This is a genomic window from Faecalibacterium sp. i21-0019-B1, assembly GCF_042852915.1.
In the GTDB taxonomy this organism is placed as follows: domain Bacteria; phylum Bacillota; class Clostridia; order Oscillospirales; family Ruminococcaceae; genus Faecalibacterium; species Faecalibacterium taiwanense.
The window spans coordinates 1,755,163-1,770,714 of record NZ_AP031425.1; the positions used below are offsets into that span (position 1 = coordinate 1,755,163).

The 15,552-nt window shown below is 57.9% G+C and carries 10 protein-coding genes; 3 read left to right on the plus strand and 7 right to left on the minus strand.

Annotation, left to right across the window (positions count from 1 at the left end):
* Positions 1-108: 108 nt before the first annotated feature.
* The 3 genes from uvrA to ACGHP1_RS08975 form a co-directional block, all read right to left on the minus strand.
* Positions 109-2,970, minus strand: coding sequence for an excinuclease ABC subunit UvrA (gene uvrA, locus ACGHP1_RS08965; RefSeq protein WP_390509069.1), 2,862 nt, complete (start codon positions 2,968-2,970; stop codon positions 109-111).
* Positions 2,957-5,014 (minus strand): excinuclease ABC subunit UvrB, encoded by a 2,058-nt coding sequence (gene uvrB, locus ACGHP1_RS08970; RefSeq protein ID WP_390509071.1) that lies wholly within the window; start codon positions 5,012-5,014, stop codon positions 2,957-2,959. The genes uvrA and uvrB overlap by 14 nt, the downstream gene beginning before the upstream one ends.
* Positions 5,015-5,125: 111 nt before the next feature.
* Complete coding sequence (locus ACGHP1_RS08975) at positions 5,126-5,845, minus strand: RadC family protein (RefSeq protein WP_044953632.1); 720 nt, start codon at positions 5,843-5,845, stop codon at positions 5,126-5,128.
* Between the two features lie 162 nt (positions 5,846-6,007).
* Here ACGHP1_RS08975 and ACGHP1_RS08980 point away from each other — a divergent pair, with 162 nt between their 5' ends.
* The gene (locus ACGHP1_RS08980; RefSeq protein ID WP_097777691.1) at positions 6,008-7,015 is read left to right on the plus strand and encodes an RluA family pseudouridine synthase; all 1,008 of its coding nucleotides are present in this window, start codon (positions 6,008-6,010) and stop codon (positions 7,013-7,015) included.
* A 62-nt stretch (positions 7,016-7,077) separates the two neighbouring features.
* Here ACGHP1_RS08980 and ACGHP1_RS08985 read toward each other — a convergent pair whose 3' ends face one another.
* From ACGHP1_RS08985 to ACGHP1_RS09000, 4 genes are all read right to left on the minus strand, one after another.
* The gene (locus ACGHP1_RS08985; RefSeq protein ID WP_349137941.1) at positions 7,078-7,482 is read right to left on the minus strand and encodes a hypothetical protein; all 405 of its coding nucleotides are present in this window, start codon (positions 7,480-7,482) and stop codon (positions 7,078-7,080) included.
* Between the two features lie 12 nt (positions 7,483-7,494).
* On the minus strand, positions 7,495-8,781 hold the full coding sequence (locus tag ACGHP1_RS08990) for a diaminopimelate decarboxylase (RefSeq protein WP_097775440.1): 1,287 nt from the start codon (positions 8,779-8,781) through the stop codon (positions 7,495-7,497).
* Between the two features lie 273 nt (positions 8,782-9,054).
* Positions 9,055-10,950, minus strand: a complete 1,896-nt coding sequence (locus ACGHP1_RS08995; protein WP_390509074.1) for a polysaccharide biosynthesis protein — start codon at positions 10,948-10,950, stop codon at positions 9,055-9,057.
* A 159-nt stretch (positions 10,951-11,109) separates the two neighbouring features.
* Complete coding sequence (locus ACGHP1_RS09000) at positions 11,110-12,681, minus strand: oligosaccharide flippase family protein (RefSeq protein WP_390509076.1); 1,572 nt, start codon at positions 12,679-12,681, stop codon at positions 11,110-11,112.
* A gap of 197 nt (positions 12,682-12,878) precedes the next feature.
* Here ACGHP1_RS09000 and ACGHP1_RS09005 point away from each other — a divergent pair, with 197 nt between their 5' ends.
* Together ACGHP1_RS09005 and gdhA are read left to right on the plus strand one after the other, a co-directional pair.
* A complete protein-coding gene (locus ACGHP1_RS09005) occupies positions 12,879-13,712 on the plus strand; it encodes an Mrp/NBP35 family ATP-binding protein (protein WP_179859666.1) in 834 nt (277 codons plus the stop codon).
* Between the two features lie 427 nt (positions 13,713-14,139).
* Positions 14,140-15,492: an NADP-specific glutamate dehydrogenase gene (gene gdhA, locus ACGHP1_RS09010; RefSeq protein WP_120081501.1), complete on the plus strand. Its 1,353-nt coding sequence runs from the start codon at positions 14,140-14,142 to the stop codon at positions 15,490-15,492.
* Positions 15,493-15,552 lie beyond the last annotated feature (60 nt).

Below are 15,552 nucleotides of genomic sequence, written 5' to 3' on the forward strand. Positions count from 1 at the left end.
GCGACATGAGATATTATACTCAGATACAGCAGTTTTGTCAACAGATTTTTACAATTTTCTTTGCTTTTTTCGTAAAAAGTCTGATTTTTGCGAAAGTACGCGCTTTATTCATTTTTGCTCTTTCGCTTGCAGAAGCTTGTCTTTTTCCAAAAGCGGTTTCAGATATTGACCGGTAAAGCTGCCCGGCACCTCTGCCACCTGTTCCGGCGTGCCTTCGGCCACGATCTCGCCGCCTGCACTGCCGCCTTCAGGGCCAAGGTCAATGATATGGTCGGCGCACTTGATAAGATCCAGATTGTGCTCGATGACAATAACCGTGTTGCCCGCATCTACCAGCTTCTGCAGCACCTCGATCAGGCGGTGCACATCTGCAATATGCAGGCCGGTAGTAGGCTCGTCCAGAATATACACGGTCTTGCCAGTGCTGCGGCGGGCCAGCTCGTTTGCCAGCTTCACGCGCTGTGCTTCGCCGCCGGAAAGGGTGGTGGCGCTCTGGCCCAGTGTTACATAACCAAGACCCACGTCCAGCAGGGTCTGCAGCTTGCGGGCGATCTTGGGCTGGTTGGAAAAGAACACCACTGCTTCCTCCACGGTCATGTTCAGCACATCGGAGATGGTCTTTTCCTTATACTTCACTTCCAGCGTTTCGCGGTTGTAACGCGCACCCTTGCATACCTCGCAGGGCACGTACACATCCGGCAGGAAGTGCATCTCGATCTGCAGAATACCGTTGCCCTCACAGGCTTCGCAGCGGCCGCCCTTGACATTAAAGCTGAAACGCCCCGGGCCGTAACCGCGCATTTTGGCATCCTGTGTCTGGGAGAATACCGTGCGGATATCATTGAACACACCGGTATAAGTGGCCGGATTGGAACGCGGCGTACGGCCAATGGGCTGCTGGTCGATACCGATGACCTTATCCACAAATTCCAGCCCTTCTACCCCATCGCATTTGCCTGCGCGGGAACGCGCACCGTTCAGCTCGCAGGCAAGCGTCTTATACAGAATTTCGTTGATGAGGCTGGACTTGCCGGAGCCGGAAATGCCGGTAACGCAAATAAACTCTCCCAGCGGGAATTTCACGTCGATATTGCGCAGGTTATTTTCCCGTGCACCCCGTACAGTAAGGTAATTGCCGTTGCCGGTGCGGCGGGTCTGCGGTACGGCAATGCGTTTGCGGCCGGAGAGATAATCGCCGGTGATGCTGCGCTTTGCCTTGCAGATGTCCTTCACGCTGCCAGCGGCTACGATCTCACCGCCATGCACGCCTGCGCCCGGGCCTACATCCACGATATAATCCGCGCTGCGCATGGTATCTTCATCGTGCTCTACCACGATCACCGTATTGCCGAGGTCGCGGAGATTTTTCAGGGTGGCAATAAGCTTGTCGTTATCGCGCTGATGCAAGCCGATGGACGGCTCGTCCAGCACATAGAGCACGCCGGAAAGCGCACTGCCGATTTGAGTGGTCAGGCGGATGCGCTGGCTCTCGCCGCCGGAAAGAGTGCCTGCTGAGCGGGCCAGCGTGAGATAATCCAGACCCACGCTCTGCAAAAATTGCAGGCGGTTCCGGATTTCCTTCATGATCTGCCCGCCAATCTGCTTCTGCTTTTCGGTCAGGTTCGGTTCGTTCTCGGCAATGAATTTCAGCTCGTCCCGGATGGACATTTCGCAGAAATCGCTGATGTTCTTATCCCCGATGGTCACAGCCAGCACCACGGGTTTCAGTCGCTTGCCGTGGCAGTCCGGGCACTCCACGCCGGACATGAAGCTGCCGATTTCTTCCTTCATCCACTCGCTGTTGGTCTCGCGGAAGCGGCGCTCAAGGTTCTCCACGATGCCCTCGAAGGTATTATAGTACACACCGCTGCCGAACTCATTCGTGCGGTGCATCTCAATTTTTTCGCCATTGGTTCCGTACAGCAACGCATTGACAGCTTCGGTGCTCATCTCTTTGATGGGCGTATCCAGCGTAAAGCCGTACTTTTTGCCAAGGCCAAGGTAATACATTTCGGATACAGACCCCTCGGCATAGTACCAGCCGCTGGCCTTGATGGCACCCTCACGGATGGAAAGGTTCCGGTTGGGCAGGATGCGTTCCTCGTCCACCCGCATAAAGGTGCCAAGGCCGGTACACTTTTCGCAGGCTCCCAGCGGGTTATTGAAGGAGAAGAACCGCGGCGACAGGTCGCTGATGGAAATGCCGTGCTCCGGGCAGGCAAAGTTCTGGCTGAAGGTCATACAATCGCCGCCAATCACGTCCACCTCGGCGATGCCGCCGGTAAGCGCCAGCGCGGTTTCCAGCGAATCTGCCAGACGGCCCCGAATGCCCTTGCGCATGGCAAGGCGGTCCACCACGATCTCCACCGTATGCTTGATGTTCTTTTCCAGCTTGATCTCTTCGTCAAGATCATACAGGTTGCCGTCGATCTTCACACGAGCATAGCCACCGCGGCGGGCAGCATCCAGCTCTTTCTGCTGGGTGCCTTTGCGCTGGCGCACCACAGGAGCCAGCACCTGAAACTTCGTACCTTCGTCCAGTTTGAGCACCGCGTCCACCATTTCGTCCACGGTCTGCTGGCTGATCACCCGCCCGCACACCGGGCAGTGGGGCACGCCCACGCGGGCGTACAGAAGTCGCAGATAATCGTAGATCTCCGTCACGGTGCCCACGGTGGAACGCGGGTTGTGGCTGGTGGTTTTCTGGTCGATGGAAATTGCCGGTGATAGGCCGGTGATCTCGTCCACATCGGGCTTGTCCATGCGGCCCAAAAACATGCGTGCGTAGCTGGAAAGGCTTTCCACATAGCGGCGCTGGCCGTCGGCATAGATGGTGTCGAACGCAAGGCTCGACTTGCCCGAACCGGAAAGGCCGGTCATGACGATCAGCTTTTCCCGCGGGAGGGTCAGGTTAACATTTTTCAGGTTGTGCTCGCGGGCACCTTTGATGACGATTTTATCGTTTGCCAAGGTATTTTCTCCCTTTTCGTTGTGTCTGTGAATGATTCTGTTTGCGCTCCGTTTCTGCCGCAGAGTCCACCGTCGGGTTCTCGCCCCGGCGCAGTCGGTCGATCTGGTCACGCAGGAAGGCCGCGTGCTCAAACTCCAGCAGCTTCGCCGCTTCCTTCATCTCACGGGTCAGGCGCTCGATGGCGGCCTCCCGCTCCATCCTGCCCATGCGGCGGGTGTTCAGCTTAGCGTTCTCCGCTTTATCGCTGATCTCGATGCTGTCTGCAATGGCCTTGACGATGGTTTTTGGCACGATGCCATGTTCTTTATTGTAGGCCATCTGGATGGCGCGGCGGCGTTCGGTTTCGGTGATGGCACGGTCCATGCTGTCGGTGACGACATCCGCGTACATGATGACAAGGCCCTCGGCATTGCGGGCCGCGCGGCCAATGGTCTGGATCAGGCTGGTCTCGCTGCGCAGAAAGCCCTCCTTGTCGGCATCCAAAATGGCCACAAGGCTCACCTCGGGCAGGTCAAGACCCTCGCGCAGCAGGTTGATGCCCACCACAACATCAATGGAGCCAAGGCGCAGGTCCTTGATGATCTCCATGCGCTCAAAGGTGTCCACCTCGTGGTGCATATACTTGACCTTGATGCCCTGTTCGGTAAGGTAGTCGGTCAGGTCTTCGGCCATTTTCTTGGTCAGGGTGGTCACGAGAACGCGCTCGTGCCGCTGGATACGGGTATTGATCTCGCCCAACAGATCCACCACCTGCCCTTCCACCGGGCGCACCGAAATGAGCGGGTCCAAAAGGCCGGTGGGCCGGATGACCTGCTGCGCCACCTGCGTGCTGTTCTGCCGCTCGTAGTCGCCGGGCGTAGCCGAAACGAAGATCATCTGGTTCAGCTTGGACTCCACTTCCTCGAACTTGAGCGGGCGGTTATCGAAGGCGGACGGCAGGCGGAAGCCGTACTCCACCAGCGTTTTTTTGCGGGCATAGTCGCCGCCGTACATGGCGCGCACCTGCGGCAGGGTAACATGGCTCTCGTCCACAAACAGCAGAAAATCATCCGGGAAATAATCCAGCAGAGTGGTGGGCATACTGCCCGGCGCACGGCCCGAAAGCACCGCCGAATAGTTCTCGATGCCTTTGCACATGCCCACCTCGTTAAGCATCTCAATGTCGTAATTGGTGCGCTGGGCAATGCGCTGCGCCTCGATCAGCTTGCCCTCGGCGGTGAACTGCTTCACCTGTGCGTCGCACTCGGCGCGGATCTTTTCCAGTGCTGCGGCCTTCTTCTCGGAGCTGACGATATAGTGGCTGGCCGGGAAGATGGCTACATGCTTGACTACATTCTGTTTGGCCCCGGTGAGAGGGTTGAACTCCGTGATGCGGTCGATCTCGTCCCCAAAAAATTCCACCCGGATGGCAAGCTCGCTCATATAGGCAAGGTAGATGTCCACGATATCGCCGTGCACACGGAACTTGTTGCGCACAAAATTCACGTCGTTGCGCTCATATTGCAGAGTGACCAGCTTCTGGCACAGCTCGTCCCGCTCCATCTGCATGCCGGGGCGCAGGCTGATGACCATGCTGCGGTAGTCGATGGGGTCGCCCAGCGAGTAGATGCAGGAAACCGATGCTACAATGATCACATCCCGCCGCTCCGAAAGCGCCGCCGTGGCCGAGTGGCGCAGACGGTCGATCTCGTCGTTGATGGCGCTGTCCTTTTCAATATAGGTATCCGTGCTGGGGATATAGGCTTCCGGCTGGTAGTAATCGTAGTAGGAGACGAAATACTCCACCGCGTTGTTGGGGAAAAACGACCGGAACTCGGTGCACAGCTGGGCCGCCAGCGTTTTGTTGTGGGCCAGAACCAGCGTGGGCCGGTTGCATTTTGCAATCACATTTGCCATGGTAAAGGTCTTGCCGCTGCCGGTAACACCCAGCAGGGTCTGGCAGCGGTCGCCCCGCTCCACGCCTTTCACCAGTGTTTCAATGGCCTGCGGCTGGTCGCCGGTGGGCTGGTAAGAGGATACCAGTTCAAATTTTTCGTCTGCCATCTTCCCTCTCCTCTCCGGCCCTCGCGCAAAGAACCACAATCAGTTGTATTTTACGGTTTGATTATAGCACACCAGTTTTATAATGTAAACACTTTTTTGTTGTTTCACAGATCAAGGCCAGAAAAGCGTACCTGTTTTAAAGTCATAGATCGGCAGGCGGTTTGCGTCCCGCATGGAGAAATACTCCGTATCGGTCAGGATGAAGTGATCCAGCAGATGGATGTTCACAAGGCCCAATGCCCGGGCAATATTGCCAGTGGCTTCCAGATCCTCCATGGAGGGCAAGGCCGCACCGTTGGGGTGGTTGTGGCTGAGCACCACCGTGTCGGTGCCGCCCTTGATGGCCGCAGATACCACATCCTTGATGTCCAGACTTACCCGGTCGGTGGTGCCTTCCCGCAGCCAGACCGCCGCGCGCACCCGCTTACGGCTGTCCAGACTGACCAGCATTGCACGCTCGTAATCCGACCACGCAAACTTCGCCATCAGATAGCTGCCCATCTGCTCCGTAGTTCTGATGCAGCGGGTGGTGCTGGTACGGCTGCGGCCATAGTAGCGGCTGATCTCCGGCAGCAGATGCAACATCCGGGCTGTGGCCGGGCCTACGCCCTCCACAGTGCACAGCTCTTCCTCGCTGGCTTCCAGCACAGCGGCAAAATCGCCAAAGCGGTCGATCAGGTCGTGAGCGATGCCGTTGGTGTCCTTCTGGGCGTTGGTGAGGTACAGCACATATTCCAGCGCTTCGTGCTCGGCCAGACTGTCCAGACCGTAGTTCTGCACCCGTTCGCGCATCCGCTGGCGGTGTCCCTGATGCCGTTTGTGTTCTGCCATTGCGGTACTCTCCTTCTGATTCATTCCTTATAATAGTACCCATTTTGCGCCCGGAACTCAAGGCTTTGCGGTAAAATAGTTTTGATCCGGGGCGTTTCCGCGTTGACTTGCAGCCAAGGCTGTATTACTATAAAGGTATCTCTTGAAAATTGAGGAACATTTATGAAACAATATACCGCAACCGCCAACGACGACGGCGTTCGTCTTTCCCGCTTTGTGCAGAGCGTGACCCGCGATTTTCCCACCAGCCTTTTGTACAAGAGCTTCCGCAATAAGCGCGTGAAGGTAAACGGAAAAAAGGCCGTGCCGGAGTACCGCATTCAGGCAGGCGACCTGATCGAGCTGTACATCAACGACGAGTTTTTCCCGCCGGAAGGCGCAAAAACCGTGCAGAAGGCCGCGCCGAAAAAAAAGCAGAATCAGCCCAAGGTCAATGTCATTTATGAGGACGAAAACATTGCTGTGCTGTACAAACCCACCCACCTTTTGTGCCACAGTGACCGCACCGGCGATGCGAACCTTGTGGATGCTTTTACCCAGTATCTGGCCGAAAAAGGCGAGTACGACCCCCACGGCGAGAACCGGTTCAAGCCCGGCATTTGCAACCGGCTGGACCGCGGCACCGAGGGCCTTGTGATCGCCGCCAAGAGCTACACCGCCCTGCGGGACATGAACGAGATCATCCGCACTGACCTACTCAAAAAGGAGTACTACACCATCACGGTGGGTATCCCGCAGTCCGGGCGGTTCACCGCATGGTGGGAGCACGACGAGAAGAACAACAAGGTAAGCATCCATGCACACCAGTCGCAGGACGAGCGCCGCAAGCAGATCATTACGGACGTGGACGTACTGCGCACCGCCGGGCCGTTCGCCCTGTGCAAGATCGGCCTTGTCACCGGCCGCACCCACCAGATCCGTGCACATCTGGCCTATCTGGGCCGTCCGGTTCTGGGCGACATCAAGTACGGCAACCGCAAGATGAACGAGCGCACCGGCACCAAAACGCAGGCCCTGTGCGCTGTGCGGGTCACTTTCCTTGATATTCCCGAGGAAAACACCCTGCATTATCTCTCCGGCAAGGTCGTCAAGCTGAAGGACCCGCAGATCATAAAGCAGTTCGATGCGCTGGATAAGAGCAAGAACAGCGAGGAAAACCACCCTGCATAAAGTGGAAACAAAAAAGCGGCCGCTGTACTTTACCGTACAGCAGCCGTTTTTCTCTTTATTCTTTACTTTTTGTCGGAGTTCTGCTCTGCTTTTTCCTGCGATTCCTGTTCACGGCGCAGCTCTTTGATGCGCTTTTTCTCGCTCTTTACATGGGGCCATGGCCAGCTGAAGCCCTCGTTCTCACGGCACCATTTGACCAGCGGATAGAAGGCGAAAGCCAGACCGAAGAGGTACAGCAGAGCGTACAGCAGGGCATCCAGCGTGATGAGTGCATCCAGTGCACCGATCACCGCCACCACGCAGCCTGCCTTCAAAAAGAACAGGCCGTTCTGGCGGCAGTATTCCTCAAAGTGCTCCGCCTTGACGGCACGGCGGCCCTGATCTCCCCAGACACGGGGATTTTTCATGACCGAATAGCCGTAGAATACCATCATCAGGCCAAGGGTGAGCTGAAAGCCAAAAAACATTTATGATCCCTCTTAATCTTCAAACAGCGGCTTCATCAGGGGCAGGAAATCCAGCGTTGCAAAGTAATCGCGCGGAGTCTCGGCACGGCGGATCAGACGGTGGGTGCCATCCTCGCACAGCAGCACTTCGGCGCTGCGCAGCTTGCCGTTGTAGTTGTAGCCCATGGCAGAGCCGTGTGCACCGGTGTCGTGGATATAAACGATATCGCCAATGTCGATCTTGGGCAGCATCCGGTCAATGGCAAACTTGTCGTTGTTCTCGCACAGACCGCCCACCACATCGTACATATGGTCGCAAGGCTCATTTTCCTTGCCCAGCACGGTGATGTGGTGGTAAGCGCCGTACATGGCCGGGCGCATCAGGTTGGCTGCGCAGGCATCCAGACCGATGTATTCCTTATAGATGTGCTTTTCGTGGATGGCAGTTGCCACCAGTGCGCCGTAGGGGCCGGTGGTAAAGCGGCCCATCTCAGTAAAGATGGCCACATCGCCCATGCCTGCGGGCACCAGAATTTCCTCAAACTTCTTGCGCACACCCTCGCCGATGGCCATGATATCGTTCTCGGTCTGCTCCGGGCGGTACGGGATGCCCACACCGCCGGACAGGTTGATATAACCGATGTGCACACCGGTGGCCTTCTGCACCCGGACAGCCAGCTGGAACAGGATACCTGCCAGCTCCGGGTAATACTCATCGGAAATGGTATTGGAAGCAAGGAAAGCGTGGATGCCGAAGTTCTTGGCACCCTTGGCGGCCAGCTTCTTGTAGCTTTCGATCATCTGCTCCTCGGTCATGCCGTACTTGGCATCGCCGGGCTTGTCCATGACCTGAAAGCCCTCTTCGCTCTCGCCCAGACTGAAGGTGCCGCCCGGGTTATAGCGGCAGAAGATGTTCTCCGGCACACCGGCGACACGCTCCAGAAATTCCACCATGGTGGCATCGTCCAGATTGATATAGGCACCCAACTCGTAGGCCTTCTTCATATCCTCCACGGGAGTCTGGTTGGAGGAGAACATGATTTCACTGCCGGAGAAGCCACACACCTCGCTGAGCATCAGCTCAGTCAGGGACGAGCAGTCCACGCCGCAGCCCTCCTCCTTGAGGATCTGCAGGATGACAGGGTTTGGCAGAGCCTTGACGGCAAAATACTCCTTGAAGCCTTTGTTCCAGCTGAATGCCTTGTTGATGCGGCGGGCATTTTCACGGATGCCCTTCTCATCGTAGACATGGAACGGCGTGGGCACATCCTGAATGATCTCCTGTGCCATCGCCTCGGTCAGAAACGGTTTCTTTTCCATAGTAACATCCCTCTCATTTTATATGCACGCGGCCGATCGCCGCAGTGACATCAGTAGAAACTCCTTTCGTCATCGCTGATGCGATGCCACCCATTTCCCTTTTTGTCGCTGGCGCGACATCTGTTTTTCTCTTTGTCACCTGTGGTGACATTTCTCCCCGGCGCAGGGAGAATCTGTCCCGGCCGGGGGGAAGTCTTTCTCAAAGAGGGAGGCTTTGCCGCACGGACAAGCTCCCTCTTTGAGGGGGCTGTCTGCGCAGCAGACTGGGGGAGTTTACAGCTTCAGATTCTGGCGGGTGGGGGTGAAGGTCGGGATCATCTTTGCCAGCTGCTGCACCACACCCTCGTCGTTGTGCTCTGCCGCAGCGGCAAGCTCCTGCAGCTGCCCGTAGAACTCGGCCAGATCGATGCTGCGCGGCGAAGCCACAAAAATTTTATTGTGCTGGGTGCGGCGCATCTTATCCTGCTCCTCGTCCATCATCAGCTCTTCGTAGAGCTTTTCGCCCGGACGCAGACCCACGATCTTGATCTCCATATTCACGCCCGGCTCATAGCCGTAAAAGCGGATGAGCAGCTTGGCAAGATCCATGATCTTGACCGGCTCGCCCATGTCCAACACATAGATATTGCCGCTTTCGGCCAGCGCACCAGCCTGCAGCACCAGCTGGGCCGCTTCCGGAATGGTCATAAAGTAGCGCTCAATGTTGGGATCCGTCAGGGTGACAGGCCCGCCTTTTTTGATCTGGGCCTCAAACAGCGGAATGACGCTGCCGTGGCTGCCCAGCACATTGCCAAAACGCACAGCCACACACTTCATATCCGTGTTGCCCGCAAAGGTCTGGATGAGCATTTCGCAGATGCGCTTGGTACAGCCCATCACACTGGTGGGGTTCACAGCCTTATCGGTGGAAAGCTGCACGAACCGCTCCACGTCGTGTTCGCTGGCGCTCACCAGCAGATTTTTGGTGCCCAGAACATTGTTCTTGACCGCTTCTGCAGGGCTGACCTCCATCAGCGGCACATGCTTGTGTGCTGCCGCATGGAACACCACAGTGGGATGATATGTTTCAAAAACCTCATCCAGACGCTTTTTATCGCGGATGGATCCAATGAGCACCGTTACCGGGATATCCCGGCCGTACTTCTGCTGCAGCTCCATCAAAAGCTCATAGGCGCAGTTCTCGTAGATGTCAAAAATAAGCAGCTTGCCGGGCTTGAAGCGCATCACCTGACGGCACAGTTCGCTGCCGATGGAGCCGCCGCCGCCCGTGACCAGAACGGTCTTGCCGGTGAGGTAGCCGGAGATCTGATCGGTATCCAGCGTCACCTCATCGCGGGAAAGGAAGTCCGCCGGGTTCAACTCGCGGAAGGCTCCCTGCTGCGGTGTACCGCTGCCCACCAGCTGCGGGTCACTGAGCAGCTGCACCGCACAATGGGTGCTGACGCACAGATCGATGACATGGTTCAGCTTGCTGCCCTTCAGGGTAGGAATGGCGATGATGATGCTGTGGATGCCGTAGCGCTTGCACAAGTCCGGGATATCCTCCAGCGTGCCCTTCACCGGCACCCCGTGGATGGTCTGGTTGAGTTTTGTGGGATCATCGTCCACCGCCACCACCGCGTGACCATATTCCTTATTGGACTTGCACACGTTGATGGCCCATGCACCGGCTTCGCCTGCACCTACGATCATCACCGGGCGGTTGGGGTCCTTGCTGGCAGCGCCGCGTAGCTTTTCGCCCAGCGGATGGTTCAAAAACAGCCGCCATGCCAGACGGCTGCCGCCCACCAGCAGGAAGATGAGCACCGCCGCCATACAGTTGGCGGAGTTGAACAGCACGCCGTGGATGCACAGACGGTTGACACAGTAGACGACAACGGTAGGCACAGCCACCGTTCCCGCCAGACGCATCAGGTCGCGTTCACCGGCATACTTCCACAGTACGGAGTACAGCCCGCTGAACAGAAAGCTGGCAATGTACACCGCCACGATCCATGGCAGATTTTCGTATAGAAGCTCACGGTTATGCGGCCACCAGGCAGCTTCCACTGCTCCGTCTGCCCGCAGCAGAAGCGCAAAATAAAAGCTGAATGCAACAATGGCTGCATCCAGCAGCACAAGCAGCGCCCGGCGCGCAAGCACCTGCGGTGTGTTCTTTTTATCTTTCACAAAAAAGTCCTCTTTTACATACGGCACAAAAGCCGCAGTTTTGGCCGGAAAAGCTTCCGGTTTCACAGAGTATCCGGTACACCGGACAGCCCTATCTTTATATTATACTCAGAACACTGCAGAATGTCCAGAAAATTTGAATCCGCTGCCAAACTCCCTCTATTTTTTCGGTCTGCCGGGCCGGTGCGCAGCCCAGAGCGCGGCTGCTTCCTCTCCAAGGCCCAGCGGCCATGCCGCCAGTAGGAACACTCCTGTGGTAGCGCAGCCGCCTATGCCCAACGCGGCCAGCTGCAAAGGCAGCCGAGCCGCAAACCCATCCGCAAGCAGCTTCCGCAGCGCCATACCAGCCGCCGCAGCCAGCACAGCTGCCAGTGCCGGTGCACCCAGCCAGCGGCGGAATGCATGCTGCGTGCCGCTGGAAAACAGCAGATGCCCGGTGTTGGCCGCACAGGTGTACAGGCTGGAAAGCAGGATCACTGCCAAAAAGCCCTTCATGCCAAAGCGCGGCAGCAGCGCCACCACCCCGCCAATGCGCAGGATGGAATCCCACACGCTGTAGCGGAAGGCCGCCTTCTGCTCCCCTACCCCTTTCATGGCACCGTCCACCATGCTTTCCAGATACATCAGCGGCATGGCAGGAGCCAGCGTTTCCAGATAAAACCCGGCATCCGCACTTTGGTACAAAAGCTGTGCCAGCGGCCGTCCCCACACCCAGAATAGCACCCCTGCCAGCGCGGAAAAATAGCCGGTGAGCCGCAGCATCCGGTCCAGAAGTGTTTTGAGCCGTTCGGTCTGGCCCAGAATATGAGCCTGCGTGATCTCCGGCATCAGCAGCACCGAAAGACTGCCCAGCAGGCCAAATGGGAACGTAAGCAGCGGCAGAGCCATGCCTTTCAGTTCTCCGAACTGCTCCAGCGCGGCGGTGCGCCCGCCCGCGTTGATCAGATAGACCGCAAGGCAGGCGGGCACCAGCATGTTCTCTGCGGTATGCAGAGCGCTTGCCAGCACCCGCCCGCCCTCCACCGGCCACAGGATCTCCCACAGACGGCGGGCCGGGTCTGCCGGGCGGACGGCTTTTTGCCCCGCAAAGGCACTGCGGGCATCCCGCCGGTAAAAGGCCAGCATGCACAGCGCCGACACCGCTTCGCTGACAGCGGTAGCTCCCAGCACCAGCATACACCGCACGCCCACCGCAAGGCCCTCGGTGCGGGTAAGCGCCAGTGCCACCAGCACGATGCGCACCGTCTGCTCCGTAAGCTGGCTGAACACATTGGGAGCTACATGCCGCCGGGCGATGAAAAAACCGCGCAGCACCGCCGAGACCGCCATCCACGGCATTCCCAGCGCTGAAACGCGCAAAGCACCGACGGCGCGGACATCGCCAAGCCACAACCGGGCCGCAAGATTCGCTGTCGTCAGCTGCAGCGCGGCGGCAAACAGCCCCAGCACAAGCCCCGCCGCCAGCAGACGCCGCAGCATTCCCCGGGCCGCACCGCGGGCAGAGTCCGGGCCGCTGAGTTCCTCGGCCATGAGCCGGGTAGCCGCCACCGAAACGCCCGCCGTTGCCAGCGTGACGAACAGTGAATACACCGCCAGCACCAGCTGGTAAAGGCCCATCCCCTCGCCGCCCAGCTCGTTTGCCAGCCAGATGCGCAGGCCCATGCCGGCCAGCCGCAGCACCACGTCTGAACCGGTGAGCAGCGCCGCATTTTTCAAATAGCTCTGCCGCATGGCGCACCTCCTGCCGGAATGTTCCGGTTCCAGCATATGAAGCGGCGGAACAGGATATGCAAAAGCAGAGCGGCGCGGCGGGTTGTTTCCTGAGTGCTTTTATGGTATAGTAAAGGGGCGGCTTTTATATGGCCGTATTCTGATCAAGGAGGAAGCACACGGCCAATGCCTCTGAGCCAGCCGTGCGCAAAAAGAGAATGAGCGAAGAATGTACCCATGACTGCTCCAGCTGTGGAGCAGCATGTTCTTCCCGCGATGCAGCGCCCAAGCACGATGCCCCCAACCCCAACAGCAGCGTCAAAAAAGTCATTGGCGTTGTGTCCGGCAAGGGCGGCGTTGGCAAGAGCATGACCAGCGCCCTGCTGGCCTGCGCCATGGCACGCCGCGGCTACCACTGCGGCATTCTGGATGCCGACATCACCGGCCCGTCCATTCCCAAGCTGTTCGGCATCCATGGCCGTGCCATGGCCGACGACAAGGGCTGCTGGCCCATTCAGAGCCGCATGGGCATTGATGTTATGAGCATCAACCTGCTGGTGGAAAATGAGGAAGACCCCGTTGTGTGGCGCGGCCCGGTAATCGCCGGTGCCGTCAAACAGTTCTGGACCGATGTGGTCTGGAAGGATGTGGACTTTCTGTTCGTGGACATGCCCCCGGGAACCGGTGATGTGCCCCTGACCGTGTTCCAGAGCCTGCCGGTGGACGGCATTGTTGTGGTGGCAAGCCCGCAGGAGCTGGTGAGCATGATCGTGGCCAAGGCCGTGAACATGGCTGAGATGATGAAGGTGCCCATGCTGGGCATCGTGGAGAACATGAGCTACATCGTCTGCCCCGACTGCGGCAAGCACATCAATGTGTTCGGCAACAGCCATGTGGATGAGGTGGCTGCAAAGCACGGCCTGCCCGTGCTGGCCAAGTGTCCCATCGATCCCCAGCTGGCTGCGCTTTCCGATGCCGGTATGATCGAGACCTACGGCGGCGAATATCTGGAAGGTGCCGCAGATGCCTGCGAAAAGCTGCTGAAGAAGTAAAAATCGTTTCTCTGCCCTGTGCCGTTTGCGTGGTGCAGGGCTTTTTGGTTGCAGAAAATATGGCTTTCTGCGCCTGCGAAATGCAGCAAAATGGAGAAAAGACGTTCTTTTCCGTATTTCTTTTGTTCTGCCAGCGCTTTAAAAAACAAGGTTCTGTGCCGTTTTTTTCTTTTATTTTTCGTTTTGTGAAGCGGTCTCAACTTTTCATCTGTTTTTTTGAAGCATTTTCTGCTTTCTCGCTATTGTCAAACCCACAGAAATGCTTTATAATAATAAAGCGGTCTGCAGCCATAAGCAGGCCGGTGTGTAAGAACGGAAATCCGGGATCGTCCCAAAGCGTTTTAGCAGCGCGTCCGCTGTGCGGCGGGCCGGGCGGTTTCGTCTTTTTCAAATTTTATAGAGTAATTGGGAAAAGGAGTATTCTACTATGCTGACGAATGAATACCTGAAGCGCGTTTACGAAGGTCTGGAAAAGCGCAATGCCAACGAGCCTGAGTTCCTGCAGGCTGTGCGCGAGGTTCTGGAGAGCATCCAGCCCGTTGTTGAGAAGCACCCCGAGTACGAGAAGGCCGCTCTGATCGAGCGTCTGGTCGAGCCGGAGCGCATCATCACCTTCCGTGTGCCTTGGGTTGACGATCAGGGCAAGGTTCAGGTGAACCGCGGCTACCGTGTGCAGTTCAACAGCGCCATCGGCCCCTACAAGGGCGGCCTGCGCTTCCATCCCTCTGTCAATCAGGGCATCCTGAAGTTCCTCGGCTTTGAGCAGACCTTCAAGAACAGCCTGACCACCCTGCCCATGGGCGGCGGCAAGGGCGGCTCTGACTTCGACCCCCACGGCAAGAGCGACATGGAAGTGATGCGCTTCTGCCAGAGCTTTATGACCGAGCTGTACCGCCACATCGGCCAGTTCGTGGACTGCCCCGCCGGTGATATCGGTGTCGGCGGCCGTGAGGTCGGCTATATGTTCGGCCAGTACAAGCGCCTGACCAACAGCTTCCAGGGCGGCATGCTCACCGGCAAGGGCCTGACCTTCGGCGGCTCTCTGGCCCGCACCGAGGCTACCGGCTACGGCCTGTGCTACTTCACTGCTGAGGCTCTGAAGTGCATGCGCAACGACAGCCTCCAGGGCAAGACCGTGGTCATCTCCGGTTCCGGCAACGTTGCGATCTACGCCTGCGAGAAGGCCACCCAGCTGGGTGCCAAGGTCGTTACCATGTCCGACTCCAACGGCTACGTCTACGATCCCAACGGCATTGATCTGGCCTACGTCAAGGATCTGAAGGAAGTGCGCCGCGGCCGCATCAAGGAGTACGCCGAGACCCACGAGGGTGTAACCTATGTTGCAGATTGCACCAAGGTCTGGACTGTCCCCTGCGACATCGCCCTGCCCTGCGCAACCCAGAACGAGATCAACAAGGAGTCCGCTGAGGCTCTGGTGAAGGGTGGCTGCACCGTCGTGTGCGAGGGTGCCAACATGCCCAGCACCCCGGAGGCCATCGAGGTCTACCTGTCCAACGGCATCCTGTACGGACCTGCAAAGGCTTCCAACGCAGGCGGCGTGGCCACCTCCGGTCTGGAGATGAGCCAGAACTCCGAGCGCCTGAGCTGGACCTTTGAAGAGGTCGATGCCAAGCTGAAGGGCATCATGGAGGGCATTTTCCATGCTTCCTACGATGCATCTGTGGCTGCCGGTTCCGAGGGCAACCTGATGGTCGGTGCAAACTGTGCCGGCTTCCTGAAGGTTGCAACCGCCATGATGGCACAGGGCATCACCTACTAAATTTCATAGCATTTTCAAAGGGCTGCGTCCGGTCGGGCGCGGCCCTTTTTTGGTATAACC

Excerpts from the sequence above, each read along its gene's own strand:
- uvrB (WP_390509071.1), bottom strand. The coding sequence starts at position 5,014 with ATGGCAGACGAAAAATTTGAACTGGTATCCTCTTACCAGCCCACCGGC.
- ACGHP1_RS08975 (WP_044953632.1), bottom strand. The coding sequence starts at position 5,845 with ATGGCAGAACACAAACGGCATCAGGGACACCGCCAGCGGATGCGCGAA.
- ACGHP1_RS08980 (WP_097777691.1), top strand. The coding sequence starts at position 6,008 with ATGAAACAATATACCGCAACCGCCAACGACGACGGCGTTCGTCTTTCC.
- ACGHP1_RS08985 (WP_349137941.1), bottom strand. The coding sequence starts at position 7,482 with ATGTTTTTTGGCTTTCAGCTCACCCTTGGCCTGATGATGGTATTCTAC.
- ACGHP1_RS08990 (WP_097775440.1), bottom strand. The coding sequence starts at position 8,781 with ATGGAAAAGAAACCGTTTCTGACCGAGGCGATGGCACAGGAGATCATT.
- ACGHP1_RS09000 (WP_390509076.1), bottom strand. The coding sequence starts at position 12,681 with ATGCGGCAGAGCTATTTGAAAAATGCGGCGCTGCTCACCGGTTCAGAC.
- ACGHP1_RS09005 (WP_179859666.1), top strand. The coding sequence starts at position 12,879 with ATGAGCGAAGAATGTACCCATGACTGCTCCAGCTGTGGAGCAGCATGT.
- gdhA (WP_120081501.1), top strand. The coding sequence starts at position 14,140 with ATGCTGACGAATGAATACCTGAAGCGCGTTTACGAAGGTCTGGAAAAG.